Source organism: Corynebacterium sp. SA-MJD20WY100 (assembly GCF_039822565.1).
In the GTDB taxonomy this organism is placed as follows: domain Bacteria; phylum Actinomycetota; class Actinomycetes; order Mycobacteriales; family Mycobacteriaceae; genus Corynebacterium; species Corynebacterium phoceense_A.
The window spans coordinates 62,216-76,116 of the sequence record NZ_JBCJKS010000005.1 but is presented as its reverse complement, the minus strand read 5'-3'; the positions used below and the strand labels follow the sequence as shown (position 1 = coordinate 76,116).

The following is a 13,901-nucleotide window of genomic DNA, read 5'->3' as shown; positions in this document are numbered from 1 at the left end:
TGAATGGATGTGGCGCGCTGAGCTCTATCCGCAAAACGCCCGCACCCCGCGACGCAAGTGCGCAGCGGGGTGCGGGAGGGAAGCGGTCCTTAGAGGTTGAGGTCAGCCTCGAAGTCTGCGGTTTCCAGACGGTCCTTGATGGTGGTCACGAAGCGACCAGCATCGGCACCGTCGACGACCTGGTGGTCGTACGTGAACGGCAGGTAGCACATCTGGCGGATGGCGATGGCGTCCTGGCCGTTCTCGTTGACGACGACCGCGCGCTTGGTGATAGCGGCGGTGCCCAGGATGCCAGCCTGCGGCGGCACGAGGATCGGGGTGTCGAGCAGCGCGCCCTCAGAGCCGATGTTCGTCACGGTGAAAGTAGCACCGGTGAGGTCGTTCGGCTTGAGCTTGTTGTTGCGTGCCTTGTCAGCGAGCTCCGCAATCTGCTGCGCGATCTCCGGCAGGGTGAGGTCCTGTGCCTTGTGGATAACCGGGGTGAGCAGACCGCGCGGGGTGTCGACGGCGATAGCGACGTTGACGTCCGCGTGGTAGGTCATTTCCTTCGTCTTCGAGTCGTAGGACGCGTTGACGTTCGGGTGGGAGACCAGAGCCTCGACCGTAGCCTTGACGATGAACGGCAGGAAGGACAGGTTCGCGGAGTACTTGTCGATGAAGGCCTGCTTGGACTTCTTGCGCAAGTCCCACACGGCGGTCATGTCGACCTCCTGGACGTGGGTGAGCTGTGCGGAAATCTGCAGCGCCTCGACCATCTTCGCAGCGGTGATCTCGCGGATGCGGTTGACCTTCTGCGTGGTGCCGATGAGCTCCTGCTTGGCCGGATCCACGGACTTGGTGGACCAGCGTGCGCGTGGGTCAGCGGAACCAGACTGTGCCTGTGCTGCCGGTGCGTCGCCCTCGCCAGCCGCGGCCAGGACATCCTGCTTGCGAATGCGACCGCCGACGCCGGTGCCGGTGACGGTGTTGAGGTCCACGCCATGCTTGTCAGCGAGCTTGCGGACGAGCGGGGTGACGTACGGGAGATTGTCGCCGTTGTTGACCTTGGTGGAGGTGGAAGCGGCAGCTGGCTCGGACTTCGGAGCTTCCTTCTTCTCTTCCTTCGGCTCCGGCTTCTTCTCCTCGGCCTTTTCTTCAGCCTTGGGTTCTTCCTTGGCTTCGGACTTTTCGGCCGGGGCGGCGTTGGCGTCGCCGATGCGGGCGATGACGGCGCCGACTTCGATGGTGTCGTCTTCTTCAGCGAGGATTTCGACGAGGGTGCCGGCGACCGGGGACGGGATTTCGGTGTCGACCTTGTCGGTGGAGACCTCGAGCAGTGGCTCGTCGACCTCGACGGTGTCGCCCACGGACTTCAGCCACTGGGTGATGGTGCCTTCGGTGACGGACTCGCCGAGTTCTGGCATCTCGACGTCGGAGGCATCGCCGGTGGAGCCGGAGGAAGCCGGTGCGGACTTCTCTTCCTTCTCTTCGGCCTTGGGCTCTTCCTTCTTCTCCTCGGCCTTGGATTCGGACTTTTCGGCCGGGGCGGCGTTGTCGTCGCCGATGCGGGCGATGACGGCGCCGACTTCGATGGTGTCGTCTTCCTCAGCGAGGATTTCGACGAGGGTGCCGGCGACCGGGGACGGGATTTCGGTGTCGACCTTGTCGGTGGAGACCTCGAGCAGTGGCTCGTCGACCTCGACGGTGTCGCCGACGGACTTGAGCCACTGGGTGATGGTGCCTTCGGTGACGGACTCGCCGAGTTCTGGCATCTCGACGTCGGTGGCGTCACCGGTGGAGCCGGAGGAAGCCGGTGCGGACTTCTCTTCCTTCTCTTCGGCCTTGGGCTCTTCCTTCTTCTCCTCGGCCTTATCTTCGGCCTTGGATTCGGACTTTTCGGCCGGGGCGGCGTTGGCGTCGCCGATGCGGGCGATGACGGCGCCGACTTCGATGGTGTCGTCTTCCTCAGCGAGGATTTCGACGAGGGTGCCGGCGACCGGGGACGGGATTTCGGTGTCGACCTTGTCGGTGGAGACCTCGAGCAGTGGCTCGTCGACCTCGACGGTGTCGCCCACGGACTTCAGCCACTGGGTGATGGTGCCTTCGGTGACGGACTCGCCGAGTTCCGGCATCTCGACGTCGGTGGCAGCGCCGGTGGAGCCGGAGGAAGCCGGTGCGGACTTCTCTTCCTTCTCTTCAGCCTTGGGCTCTTCCTTCTCCTCGGCCTTGTCCTCATCAGCCGGTGCGGACTCCTCAGAGTCCGCGGACTCGCCCACTTCACCGATGATGGCGATCACGGAGCCAACCTCAATGGTGTCGTCTTCTTCGGCCTTGATCTCAAGGATCGTGCCTGCGACCGGCGAGGGGATTTCAGTGTCAACCTTGTCGGTGGACACCTCGAGCAACGGCTCGTCGACCTCGACGGTGTCGCCCACGGACTTCAGCCACTGGGTAATAGTGCCTTCAGTTACGGATTCGCCCAGTTCGGGCATCACAACGGACTGCGCCATGAGTTATTTGACTCCTCGAAAGTTGGATAATGATAAATCTGATGCCCAATCCTACCGCGACGCGCGACTTCGTGTGTGTATCTGGTCCTATCTCTTTGCCCCCTTTAAGGGCGGGCACACCACGCGCCGCCGGTCATGGTGACGTGACCACGATGCGTGTTCGCTCACGGCGTTGCGTCGCGGTGCGTTCAGATGCCGTGGGGGTGAGGTGGCGCGGGTAGAATAGGCCACCATGTTCAATATCTTCCGTCGCAACAGCTCGCGCTCCCAGCTGCGCCCGCCGCGCGGGCCGGGGGAGACGATCCGGCAGGCGGATGCTCAGGCGCTCAGCGACTGGGTGGCAGGCCGCGCCTTCGTCGAAGCGTTCATCGAGCCGGAGACGGTGGTCAACGAGATGTCTGTGGTTGTCGTGGATGAAAACGGTGACTACATTCGGCGGTTTATCGGCGGCCCAAAGGGCATCGATGCGGTGGCGAAGCTGCTGGGCTGCCCTGTTTACGACGTGGAAGAGACCGGCTATCCGCAGCGGATGCGCGACCGCATGGAACGCGAACGGCTGCTGCGCAAACGCGAGGAACAGCGCTTGCGTCGCGAGCGCTTCGAGCGCGGCCAGAACCCAGATACGGGCGAAGCCGTGCACCGCCCCGACGCTGCGGAGTAAGTGCACAACGAGCAACGGCGCCTGCCCCGGTGAGGGACAGGCGCCGTTGGCGTGGGCGGTCAGCTCCGCGCTGAGCGAGTGCTACTTGGTGTCGGCGAGCTCAGCGAGCGCGGCGATGACGGTGCGGACCGGGGCGCCGGTGGCGCGCTTGGTGGTGTAACCGTACGGCGAGCCGCCGTTCCAGGAGGGGCCTGCGACGTCGATGTGGACCCACTCGATGTCCTCGCCGACGAAGCGCTGGAGGTAGGTGCCGGCGAATTCCATGCCGCCCTCGCGCTTCGTGTGGATATTGCGGATATCGGCGACCGGAGACTTGATGGCCTCCTCGTGCTCCTCGAGCAGCGGCATGGCCCAGGCCTTCTCGCCGACCTCGCGGCCGATCTCGGCGACGCGGTCGCGGAAGTCCTCGGAGCCCATGACGCCGGCAGTGCGCTCGCCGAGGGCGACGATCTGGGCGCCGGTGAGCGTGGCGGTTTCGATGAGGTAATCCGGCTTGTCCTCGCTGGCGCGCGCGATGGCGTCGGAGAGAACGAGGCGGCCCTCGGCGTCCGTGTTAAGAACCTCAGAGGTAATGCCGCCGTAGTGCGTGATGACGTCGCCGGGGCGCGTGGCGTTGCCGCCAGGCATGTTCTCCGCGAGCGGCAGCGTGGCGGTGACGTTGACGTTCAGGCCCAGCTTGGCCGCGGCGAAGACCGCGGCGGCCATGGAGGCGGAGCCCCCCATGTCAGAAATCATGTCCCACATGCCGGCACCCGGCTTGAGCGAGATGCCGCCGGTGTCGAAGGTGATGCCCTTGCCCACGAGAGCGACGTCGCGGGTAGCGCCGGACGGACGGTAGGACAGGCGGACGAGACGCGGTGGGCGGGCGGAGCCGCGGCCCACGGCGAGGATGCCGCCGAAGCCCTGCTCTTCGAGCGCGGACTCGTCGAGCACCTCGACCTCGACGCCGCCGGCTGGGCCCTCGGTGGAGCGGGCGGTCTCGGCGAGGTAATTCGCGTAGGACTCCGGGTAGAGCAGGTTAGACGGGGTGTTGACGAGGTTGCGGGCAAAGATCGTAGCCTCGGCGGTAAGACGTGCGCGCTCGAAGTCGGTCGCGGCGGCCTCGTCGGAGGAGACGAAGACGACGGTGGCAGGGCGCTGGGAATCCTCGAGCTCCGAGGAACGCAGGCCGCGGTGGACGTAGCCGCCCAGGGCGATGCCCTCGACGGCGGCGCCGAGCGCGAAGTCGCCGAGAGTCGTGGCGACGGCGCCCACGCCCGCGAGCGCGCGGGCAGCGTTGCCCGCGGCGACGCGGACGGTCTCGTCGGTGAGGTCTTCGGACTCGCCCAGGCCGGCGGCGACGATGGAGCGTGCGCCGGTCGCCTCGGTGATGGCGGACGGCGCTGGCACGCGGGTCACCTCGCCGGACTTGCCGGTGGCGCCCACAGCGGACAGCGCGTCGAAGGTGGCGCGGACTGCGTCAGCATCGAGCAGTGCGGAGCCTGGGATTTCCAGGCCGTCGTCGCCGCGGAAGGCGGCGATGAGGAGGGCATCGGCAGCTTCGGGCGCGGCGGCAGCGAGCTCAACGGTGGGGGAGACGCCCAGCAGCGGGCCGTGGGAAGAATCAGTCACGAGAAAGACCTCCAGATGAAACGAGATGAATGGTGCACTGTCTGCCTACTGTAGGCGAAAAATTTTGACGGGGGTGGCCTGTGGAGCGATAGAAAAGAGTAAGTTAGAGGCCATGACTTTGAACTACACCGTGACGAAGAACCCCACCCCAACCGCCCCGGAGGAACTTGCGAAGATTCTCGAGAACCCGGGCTTTGGTAAGCACTTCACCGACCACATGGTCACCATCGACTGGAACGAGAAGGACGGCTGGCACGACGCTCAGGTGCGCCCGTATGCGCCGTTTAGCATGGACCCGGCTTCCAATGTTTTCCACTACGGCCAGGCCATCTTCGAAGGCATCAAGGCCTACCGCCAGCCGGATGGCACCATTGCCACGTTCCGTCCGGAGGCCAACGCCAATCGCATGGCCAACTCGGCCAAGCGTATGGCTATGCCGGAGCTGCCGGTGGATGAATTCATCGAGTCCCTGCGCCAGATCACCGAGATCGACAAGGATTGGGTCCCAGACGCGGGCGGCGAGGCTGCGCTGTACCTGCGTCCGTTCATGATCTCCACCGAGGTTTCCCTGGGCGTGCACCCGGCTGCGACGTACCGTTACATCGTGATTGCGTCCCCGGCGGGCGCGTACTTCACCGGTGGCGTCAATCCGGTCTCCGTGTGGCTGTCTACCGACTATGTCCGTGCTGCCCCGGGTGGTACGGGTGCCGCGAAGTTCGCGGGTAACTACGCTGCCTCGCTGCTCGCACAGGCGCAGGCCGCGGAGAAGGGCTGCGACCAGGTGGTCTGGCTCGACGCCATCGACCGCAAGTACATCGAAGAGATGGGCGGCATGAACCTCGCGTTCGTCTATGGCGAGGAAGGCAACCAGACGCTGGTGACTCCGGAGCTGTCCGGTTCGCTGCTGCCGGGCATCACGCGTGACTCGCTGCTGCAGGTCGCCGAGGACATGGGGCTCAAGGTCGAAGAGCGTCGCGTGACCTACGACGAGTGGCGCGAGGATGCAGAGTCCGGCACGATGACCGAGGCATTCGCCTGCGGTACCGCCGCGGTCATCACGCCGGTCGGCCACGTCATGGGCGACGGTATCGACTTCAAGGTCAACGGCGGCGAGGCTGGCAAGACCACCATGGCGCTGCGCGAGCAGCTCACTGGCATTCAGCACGGAGCGGTCGAAGACAAGCACGGTTGGCTGCACACGCTCGTGAAGTAATGAGCGCGTAAAGGAAGGGCCCTTCGGGGTCCTTTTATTTTGTCTTCGCGGGTTGCGTGCGGAATCTCAGGACAACGAAGGCCCCAAAACGTTGCGGTTTTGGGGCCTTCGTTGTCCTGGAATCCGGATGGCCTAGGCGGGGTCTGTGGCGGCCTGGACGGCGGCGACTTCGTCGGAGACGAGCTCGAGGCTGGCCGCGAGGAGCTGGTAGGCGAAGAGCGAACCGAGGCCCTGGCCAGTCGTGGTGAGCGTGTTGAGCAGCGGGGTGAGGCCCAAGTCCTGGAGCGCGAGCGTATGCGCGGGCTCGCGGGAGGTATTCGCGGCGTAGATCCAGCGCCGGGTGCCGGGGGCGAGGCGCTCTGCGAGGACCGTGGCAACCGTTATGAGTGGCGAGTCGATGAGTAGCGGCGTGCGGCGTGCGGCGGCCCGGGCGATGAAACCCGTGAGCGCGGCGAGGGTCGGGCCGCCGGAGACTTGGAGGATTTCTAGCGGGTCGGAGAGATTGCGCGTCCGGAAGAGCGCGTCGCGTAGGACGGCGACCTTGGACTTCCACGCCTCGTCCGTGATTCCGGAGCCGGGGCCCACGATGACGACGGGTTCGGTGTCGGTGAGGCGCGCCATGACGACGGCGGCGACGGTCGTGGAACCCACGCCCAGGTCGCCGGGGATGAGGAAATCAGTGCCGGCGTCGATTTCTTCGTCGGCGGCGCGGGCGCCGAGGGCGAGGGCTTCCTCGAGGACCTCGGGGGTGCAGGCGTTCTCGACGTCGATGGCCGCAGCGGGCGGGCAGTCGACGGTGCGCAGTCCCACGCCCAGGCGTCCGGCGAGGACGGCGGCGGGGGAGAGGCCGTCAGCGAGCTGTTGTGCCTGCTGCGCGGTGGCCTCGGGAGCGAAAGCAGACAGTCCTACGCCGTCGCGCTGGCGAGTAGCGATGCCGTTCTCGCCGACGAAAACCACAAGACGCGGACGTCGCGGGGCATGCGCGGGAACCTCGCCCTGGCAGGCTGAGAGCCACACAGCGGGAGCGTTGACCGTACCCAAGGACACGCCGAGAGGCGTAGAGCCGAGGGCGAGCGCGGTGGCATCGGCAGCCTGGGCGTCAGGGACCGGAACGGACTCGAACTGCGCCATGTGGGCCTACTTGACCTCGGCGCCGCGCTCGACCTGCGGGCGCGGGGTGCGCCACTTGCGCGGCTGGGTGGCGCGGCCGTAGGCGTAGAAGCCCAGGCCGAAACCGGCCTCGGTGGTGCCCGGGAACTTGAGACGCACCGCGTTATTGACCTTGCGAGCCAGCCACACGCCCTCGACGGCGAAGATGACAATGAAGACCATCGCGATGAGCGTGGAGATATTCGCGAACGTCGGGTTGTACATGCCGATAAAGAGGATGACGAGGAGGACGATCATAAACGGCATGGCCCACTCATTGAGGAAGCGGCGGCTATCGACCCAGTTGCGCACGAAGCGGCGGACCTCGCCCTTATCGCGCGGCAGGAGGTAGCGCTCGTCGCCGGCCTCCATGCGCTTCTGCGCCTCCTTGTTGCGCTTGTTACGCTCCTCGCGCTCCTTGCGCTTAAAGTCCTTCCATTCTTCCTTGGACATGGACTTCTTCAGCTCCTTGCGGCGCTGGTAGCGCTGGGCTTCCGATGCCCCGCTCGGGTCGCGTCGCACGCCGCGCGCGATTTCCTGCTCGTTGCGCTTGGGCGTGGGGCGTCCCTTGGGCGGGGTGTAGCCCTTGCGGGGCTGGTCTGCTCCGGTGGTGTTTTCGCTGCTATTACTCACGAAATCCAAGACTACAAGGCCGGGGTGAAAGGTGGGAAATGTGGTGGGAATAAGGCAGCGGTGTCACACGTTGAACCGGTTATTCCAGCGTCTGCCGCTTCCTCGTGGACGCTGGCCCACCCTCCGAGCACGCGTGCCGGCCCTTTAACGCCGGAAAAATTCGGAGTAAGGTGGGGGAGACTTTACGGACCGTATTTTCAAGGAGAAGACAATGACCGCTCCCGTTTCCGAAACTGGCGTCATCCTGACTGAGGCCGCTGCCGCCAAGGCAAAGGCTCTGCTCGAACAGGAAGGCCGCACTGACCTGTCGCTGCGCATTGCCGTCCAGCCGGGTGGCTGCGCTGGCCTGCGTTACCAGCTCTACTTCGACGATCGCACCCTCGACGGCGACAAGATCGACAACGTCGACGGCGTCAACCTCGTCGTTGACAAGATGAGCGTCCCGTACCTCACCGGCGCCAAGATCGACTTCGCGGACACCATCGAGTCCCAGGGCTTCACCATCGATAACCCGAATGCTGGCGGCTCCTGCGCCTGCGGAGACTCCTTCAACTAAGGCTTCTCGTACGTCCCTCAAGACGTACAAAAACCGCCACTTTCCCTTTAAATTAAGGGAAAGTGGCGGTTTTCTTCATGTTGGAGCTTCTACGTCTCGTCGATGTTGGCGGTGCCATTGACGTCGCCGGTGTCCTCGAGCTCGTCAAGCTCGTCGAGTTCGTCGAGGGTGGAAAGCCATACGTGGATATCCGCGCGTACCTCTTCGGCAGTAGGAAGCGGCGGAGTCTGCGCTCCGTCGCCGTTTGTTCGACGTGTCCCGGCTGCGACATAGACGGCGGAAGAGTAGCCAGAAGGAAGGTACTCGCTGGGGCAGTCGAGCCAGTCAACACTGCGGTGGGTCGCGCTGACCGTGGCGCGGAAGTGGTAACCGTCCACGCCCAGCTCGTAAGTTCTCCGCTGCAGTGGCGTGCCGAGGTCTTCCTAGAGGCGGACGGGGTAGTCGCGCTGCTCGATCTGCGGATCGATGCGGTGCTCGACGAAGATGCCGTGCCAGATCATAAACGCCACGACGGTCCAGATGCGGCGCGAGTGATCGGAGACGCCATCGCGGTGCTCCTTGAGCATCTCGAGGACTTCCTTCTTATTGAAGATGTCCTCGGTCTGGGACTCGTTGATAACATCCTGGGTCCAGCCATAGAGTTCATCGCCGGCAAGCCAGTGACGCATGGGCACCGGGAAGCCGAGCTTCTTGCGGTGAAGGACGTGCGCCGGAACGATCTGCTCCATGGCCTTGCGCAGCGCGTACTTCGTGGTGCCGTGCGAAATCTTCATGTCATAAGGGATGGTTTCCGCGACCTTGAAGACCTCCTTATCGAGGAAAGGAACGCGCAGCTCGAGCGAGTTCGCCATATTCATCTTGTCAGCTTTGACCAGGATGTCGCCGCGCATCCACGTGAACAGGTCAAGGTGCTGCATGCGAGCGACTGGGTCGAAGCCCTGCGACTGCGCGTAGATGGGTGCCGTGACTTCTTTGTGGTCCCACTCGCGCTTGGCCCACGGGATAACGCGCTGCATCTGCTCGAAGTTAAAGGAGCGTGCGTTGCCGTAGTAGCGCTCCTCCATCGTCATGGAACCGCGGTTGAGCAGCGACTTGCCCTTCATGCCCTCGGGCAAGATCTGGGAGAGCTTGCCCAGGCCACGACGCAGCGGATCCGGGATCTTCTCGAACGGGGCAAGGGAGAGTGGTTCCTTATAAATGGTGTAGCCGCCGAAGAGCTCGTCTGCGCCCTCGCCGGAGAGCACGACCTTGACGTGCTTGCGAGCCTCCTGTGCCACGAAGTAGAGCGGCACGAGCGAGGGGTCTGCAACCGGGTTGTCGAGGTACCACATGATCTTCGGCACGGCGTCCGCGTATTCCTCGGGGGAGACGATCTTGACGATGTGCTCGACGCCGATGGCCTCCGCAGACTCTGCAGCAACGTCAACCTCGGAGTAGCCCTCGCGCTCGAACCCAGTGGTGAAGGTGAGCAGGTTCGGGTTGTGGCGCTTGGCCAGCGCCGCGATGGCCGTGGAGTCGATGCCGCCGGAAAGGAAGGAACCGACGGTGACGTCAGCGCGCATGTGCTTTTCCACGGAATCTTCGAGGGCGCGGGCGATGCGGTCGAAGAGCTGCTGCTCCTGACCAGCCGGCACCTGCTGCACCGGGAACTGGGGCTTGAAGTAGCGAGTGTTGAGGACCTCGCCGCCGGGGGTGAGCGTGACAGTGGAGCCCGACTCGACCCGGCGGATATTCGCATGCAGGGACTCCGGCTCCGGGACGTACTGGAGGTCGACGTAGTGCTCGATGGCGCGCTTATCAAGGCTGAGGTCTAGACCGAGGTCCTCGGCCATCTCCAGGATGCACTTCATCTCGGAGGCAAATACGGTGCCCGCCGGAGTCGTGGCGTAGTAGAGCGGCTTGATGCCGAACTGGTCGCGGGCCGCGAACATGGTCTTCGTTTTGGTGTCCCAAATAACGAAGCCGAACATGCCACGCAGGTGCTCGACGACGTTGGCACCCCAGTGGTGGTAGCCGACGACGATGGGTTCGCCGTCGCCTTCAGTATTAAAGGTGTAACCCAGTTCCTTGAGTTCTGCACGCAGCTCGACGTAGTTGTAGATCTCGCCGTTGAACGTGAGGGCGTAGCGGTTCTCCTCGCCCTCCGGGCCCCAACGCAGCGGCTGGTGCGAGTGCTCAATATCGATGATGGACAGGCGGTTGAAGCCGAACGCTGCGTCGTCATCGTGCCAGGTGCCGGCGGCATCGGGGCCGCGGTGGCGCATGCAGGGCAGAGCGCGCTCGACTGCGTCGACGTAGTCGCCAGCGTTTCCCGAGGCCGATAGCAGGGCCAAAAGTCCGCACATGTAGTGATTGCTCCTTTAATATGGCGAAAACGAAAATATCTGCCCCACAGCTTACGGCCCCGCGTGCTGAGCCGGTGTTTCAGACGCGCGGAAACGACCGGGTGTGCAGGTCGCTGCAGGTCGCGGAGGGGTGAGAGAGGACCGTCTGAGAACCTTCGAATATGCAGCGTCCCCTTTAGGGTGCAAACTTTCGGATGGTGTAGCGCAAGCCGCCTTGTGAATTAAGGCACACGGCATACTGGACCCGTGGGGGTGGAGGAGAGAGATTGTCGTGGTCGACCTGTAATATCCCTTTCGGACATACTCCTTATGCGTATATACGATTTTTCTGTCAGCCTCGAACAGGGCTGATGGGACCTGTCTATGCACTATCCTGTGTTGATAGGAATGCTCTGGGAGTATTCGAGAAGTTTTGTGTGGACAGAAAGGCAGAACACACGTGGGACAGCGTAAGCAGCGCAACTTCGCCCGTAAGGCGGGCCTAGCTGGCGCAATTGCCCTGGGCGGTTTGGCACTGGCAGCCTGTGATGTACAGGCGCCTTCGGCCATTGAAAACGTCTTGGGATTTGGTTGGCCGAAGGGCATTACGCCTGAGGCTGAGGGAATGTACAACTTCTGGATCTGGGTCTGGGTTGTTGCATGGTTCATCGGTTTCGTCATGTGGGGCCTGTTCCTCACTGCAATCTTCCGTTGGAGCGCAAAGCGCGCCAAGAAGGAAGGCAAGGGCGAGTTCCCGAAGCAGCTGCAGTACAACGTGCCGCTCGAGATGGTGCTCACCATCATCCCGATCCTCATCATCATGGGCCTGTTCTTCTTCACGGTCCAGGCGCAGCAGAAGGTTGTTGCCCTTGATAAGGACCCGCAGGTGACCGTCGACGTGACGGCTTACCAGTGGAACTGGAAGTTCGGTTATGCCGGCGTCAAGGGTGAGCTTTCCCCGACCGGCTCCGACTACGACGGCACCGACGAGGAGCGCAATAAGCTCGCCGAGGAATCCTCCGTTGACCCGGAGGGTGTCAAGAACCCGAACCCGATTCACGGCAAGTCCATGGGTGACCTTTCCTACCTCAACTACAACGACATCGAGACAGTCGGCACCACCGAAGAGGTTCCGGTTCTGGTTCTCCCGTCGCACACCGCGATTGAGTTCCGTCTCGCTTCCGGTGACGTCTCACACGCCTTCTGGGTTCCGGAGTTCCTCTTTAAGCGCGACGTGTACGCGCACCCGGAGAACAACCAGCAGGAGCGTCGCTTCCAGATCGAGGAGATCACCAAGGAGGGCGCCTTCGTTGGTCGCTGTGCTGAGATGTGCGGTACTTACCACTCGATGATGAACTTCGAGCTGCGCGTTGTGACCCCGGAGAAGTTCGCGGACTACATGAAGTTCCGCAATGACAACCCGGACGCTCCGAACTCTGAGGCGCTCGCCGCCATCGGTGAGGATCCGTACGCGGTCACCACTCAGCCGTTCAACAGCGTTCGCGATACCAAGACCGGCGACAACTTCGTCGACGAGAACGCCTAAAGGAGAAATACAATGCGCGCAGGTTCTAACGTCTTCTACGCCATCGCGGCATATCTCATCGTCTCCGAGATTGTCTACATCTTCGGCGTCAACTTCACTCGCGACGACGGCTACCTTTACGGTCCGGAGTGGATCGGTATCGTCGCATTCGGTCTCGCGGCCGCCATGTGTCTCATGCTCGCCGTCTACCTTCAGTTCACCGACAACCGCACGGATGTTTCTCCGAGCGACTGGGAAGAGGCTGAAACTGAAGACGGCGCTGGCATCCTCGGCTTCTTCTCGCCGGGCTCCATCTACCCGTTCGCGATGACCATGTCCATCGCCGTTATGGGTCTGGGCATCATCTTCCTGTACTTCTGGATGATTGCTCTCGGCGCCGCCATGCTGGTGTACTTCACCTTCCGTCTGTCGCTGCAGTACGGCATCCCGAAGGAGAAGCACTAAGCTTCCTCGGATAGCCGCCGGCCGTCACGGCCCGCGACTGTCCCCGCCCCACACTTCTCGTGCCCCTGCGCGTAGCTTCCCGCTACGTGCAGGGGCATTTGGCGATCGTCGGAAATGACACCAAATAGTTCCATGGAGTTCTACGATTTTTGCGAAGCCAGGAAATTTGCGCATAGTTTGCGGGCCTAGGGGGAGTTGCTCGCGTGCGCCAGCGACTGTGCTTAGAAAGAAAACTGCACGTGAGGGCCATTTTGAACCGGGGGTCAACCGAAAGTTGCAACCCTGGGGAAATCGCGCTGACCTGTAAGTGATTTATCTCTCAGCGAAACTCTGGAAATATTCGTGTACGACGTTCCATTTTTGGACCCGCAGCCAGATACCAAAACTGGAGGTGGGGAGGATGCCTCTTCTTTGGGCGCTTCTACCTGCAGAGATGTGGCGTCGTATGGGGGCGGAAAAAGTTCCCGACTATTTTTCGACGCTTTTAAGTTGCGAACGGCTGGAAGAAACCTGGCTACAACCTTGGACGGGTCAGATAGAAGTGGGGGGTCTCGGGTGACTTATGCCTGTTAAGCGGTCATAATTGAGTGCGTGACGAGCACAGTTTCAAACCAAGGTATGACAGCACCACGTGTTGCTGCGCTGAACCGACCGAACATGGTCAGCGTTGGCACCATCGTGTTCCTGTCTCAGGAATTAATGTTCTTCGCCGGACTGTTCGCGATGTGGTTTACTTCGCGAGCCAATGGTCAGGACGGTGACTGGGCGCAATGGACCGAGCACATCAACGTACCGATGGGCTTTGTCATCACTGCGGTCCTGGTCTTGTCTTCCGTGACCTCGCAGTTCGGCGTCTTCGCTGCTGAAAGGGGTGACGTATACAAGCTTCGACTGTGGTACTCCGCGACGATCGTGCTGGCTGTGGTCTTCATTGGCATCCTCGCCTATGAGTGGACCCACCTGATCATTAACGGCGTGACCATCCAGTCCAGCGTCTTCGGGTCGGTCTTCTACATCCTGACCGGTTTCCACGCGGCGCACGTGACGGCAGGCCTGCTGGCCTTCATCGCGATTTTGCTCCGTACGGCTAAGTCGAAGTTCACGCCGGCACAGGCTACCGCTGCAATGGCAGTGTCCTACTACTGGCACTTCGTTGACGTCGTGTGGATCGGCGTCTTCGTCGTTATCTACATCATTCAGTAGGCCGTAGGACACCGAGACAACAATCGGTCCACCGCCATTCATTTCCGAACTCCAGTAACTCAAAGGAAAATG

At 62.7% G+C, this 13,901-nt stretch carries 12 protein-coding genes; 6 read left to right on the top strand and 6 right to left on the bottom strand.

Going from position 1 to position 13,901, the window contains the following annotated elements; genetic code table 11:
- Nucleotides 1-89: 89 nt before the first annotated feature.
- Nucleotides 90-2,489 carry a 2-oxoglutarate dehydrogenase, E2 component, dihydrolipoamide succinyltransferase gene (sucB, locus tag ABJ196_RS04205; RefSeq protein ID WP_347305367.1) on the bottom strand — a complete coding sequence of 800 codons (2,400 nt, stop codon included), beginning with the start codon at nucleotides 2,487-2,489 and terminating at the stop codon, nucleotides 90-92.
- A 232-nt stretch (nucleotides 2,490-2,721) separates the two neighbouring features.
- On the opposite strand from sucB, the gene ABJ196_RS04200 reads away from it, so the two are divergent.
- Nucleotides 2,722-3,150: an oxidoreductase gene (locus ABJ196_RS04200; RefSeq protein ID WP_347305366.1), complete on the top strand. Its 429-nt coding sequence runs from the start codon at nucleotides 2,722-2,724 to the stop codon at nucleotides 3,148-3,150.
- An 81-nt stretch (nucleotides 3,151-3,231) separates the two neighbouring features.
- Here the strand turns inward: ABJ196_RS04200 and ABJ196_RS04195 are convergent, their stop codons facing one another.
- Nucleotides 3,232-4,737, bottom strand: coding sequence for a leucyl aminopeptidase (locus tag ABJ196_RS04195; RefSeq protein WP_347305427.1), 1,506 nt, complete (start codon nucleotides 4,735-4,737; stop codon nucleotides 3,232-3,234).
- A gap of 136 nt (nucleotides 4,738-4,873) precedes the next feature.
- Between ABJ196_RS04195 and ABJ196_RS04190 the strand changes: the two genes are divergently transcribed.
- Nucleotides 4,874-5,974, top strand: a complete 1,101-nt coding sequence (locus ABJ196_RS04190) for a branched-chain amino acid aminotransferase (RefSeq protein ID WP_347305365.1) — start codon at nucleotides 4,874-4,876, stop codon at nucleotides 5,972-5,974.
- A gap of 132 nt (nucleotides 5,975-6,106) precedes the next feature.
- On the opposite strand, the gene ABJ196_RS04185 is transcribed toward ABJ196_RS04190, so the two are convergent.
- Nucleotides 6,107-7,105, bottom strand: a complete 999-nt coding sequence (locus ABJ196_RS04185; RefSeq protein ID WP_347305364.1) for a nicotinate-nucleotide--dimethylbenzimidazole phosphoribosyltransferase — start codon at nucleotides 7,103-7,105, stop codon at nucleotides 6,107-6,109.
- A 6-nt stretch (nucleotides 7,106-7,111) separates the two neighbouring features.
- Nucleotides 7,112-7,756, bottom strand: a complete 645-nt coding sequence (locus tag ABJ196_RS04180) for a DUF3043 domain-containing protein (RefSeq protein ID WP_347305363.1) — start codon at nucleotides 7,754-7,756, stop codon at nucleotides 7,112-7,114.
- Between the two features lie 211 nt (nucleotides 7,757-7,967).
- Between ABJ196_RS04180 and ABJ196_RS04175 the strand changes: the two genes are divergently transcribed.
- On the top strand, nucleotides 7,968-8,312 hold the full coding sequence (locus ABJ196_RS04175) for an iron-sulfur cluster assembly accessory protein (protein WP_257035034.1): 345 nt from the start codon (nucleotides 7,968-7,970) through the stop codon (nucleotides 8,310-8,312).
- 89 nt (nucleotides 8,313-8,401) lie between these two features.
- Here the strand turns inward: ABJ196_RS04175 and ABJ196_RS04170 are convergent, their stop codons facing one another.
- Both ABJ196_RS04170 and asnB read right to left on the bottom strand, forming a co-directional pair.
- Nucleotides 8,402-8,689, bottom strand: coding sequence for a hypothetical protein (locus tag ABJ196_RS04170; protein WP_347305362.1), 288 nt, complete (start codon nucleotides 8,687-8,689; stop codon nucleotides 8,402-8,404).
- 45 nt (nucleotides 8,690-8,734) lie between these two features.
- Nucleotides 8,735-10,657 (bottom strand): asparagine synthase (glutamine-hydrolyzing), encoded by a 1,923-nt coding sequence (asnB, locus tag ABJ196_RS04165; protein ID WP_347305361.1) that lies wholly within the window; start codon nucleotides 10,655-10,657, stop codon nucleotides 8,735-8,737.
- 439 nt (nucleotides 10,658-11,096) lie between these two features.
- Between asnB and ABJ196_RS04160 the strand changes: the two genes are divergently transcribed.
- The 3 genes from ABJ196_RS04160 to ABJ196_RS04150 all read left to right on the top strand — a co-directional run bounded on the left by ABJ196_RS04160 (nucleotide 11,097) and on the right by ABJ196_RS04150 (nucleotide 13,829).
- A complete protein-coding gene (locus ABJ196_RS04160; protein WP_347305360.1) occupies nucleotides 11,097-12,182 on the top strand; it encodes a cytochrome c oxidase subunit II in 1,086 nt (361 codons plus the stop codon).
- Between the two features lie 12 nt (nucleotides 12,183-12,194).
- A complete protein-coding gene (locus ABJ196_RS04155; RefSeq protein WP_257035030.1) occupies nucleotides 12,195-12,626 on the top strand; it encodes a cytochrome c oxidase subunit 4 in 432 nt (143 codons plus the stop codon).
- A gap of 618 nt (nucleotides 12,627-13,244) precedes the next feature.
- The gene (locus tag ABJ196_RS04150; protein ID WP_347305359.1) at nucleotides 13,245-13,829 is read left to right on the top strand and encodes a heme-copper oxidase subunit III; all 585 of its coding nucleotides are present in this window, start codon (nucleotides 13,245-13,247) and stop codon (nucleotides 13,827-13,829) included.
- Nucleotides 13,830-13,901 lie beyond the last annotated feature (72 nt).

What these genes read in the sequence shown, in the direction of transcription:
- sucB (WP_347305367.1), bottom strand. Translation starts at nt 2,489, where the DNA reads ATGGCGCAGTCCGTTGTGATGCCCGAACTGGGCGAATCCGTAACTGAA.
- ABJ196_RS04200 (WP_347305366.1), top strand. Translation starts at nt 2,722, where the DNA reads ATGTTCAATATCTTCCGTCGCAACAGCTCGCGCTCCCAGCTGCGCCCG.
- ABJ196_RS04190 (WP_347305365.1), top strand. Translation starts at nt 4,874, where the DNA reads ATGACTTTGAACTACACCGTGACGAAGAACCCCACCCCAACCGCCCCG.
- ABJ196_RS04185 (WP_347305364.1), bottom strand. Translation starts at nt 7,105, where the DNA reads ATGGCGCAGTTCGAGTCCGTTCCGGTCCCTGACGCCCAGGCTGCCGAT.
- ABJ196_RS04175 (WP_257035034.1), top strand. Translation starts at nt 7,968, where the DNA reads ATGACCGCTCCCGTTTCCGAAACTGGCGTCATCCTGACTGAGGCCGCT.
- asnB (WP_347305361.1), bottom strand. Translation starts at nt 10,657, where the DNA reads ATGTGCGGACTTTTGGCCCTGCTATCGGCCTCGGGAAACGCTGGCGAC.
- ABJ196_RS04155 (WP_257035030.1), top strand. Translation starts at nt 12,195, where the DNA reads ATGCGCGCAGGTTCTAACGTCTTCTACGCCATCGCGGCATATCTCATC.
- ABJ196_RS04150 (WP_347305359.1), top strand. Translation starts at nt 13,245, where the DNA reads ATGACAGCACCACGTGTTGCTGCGCTGAACCGACCGAACATGGTCAGC.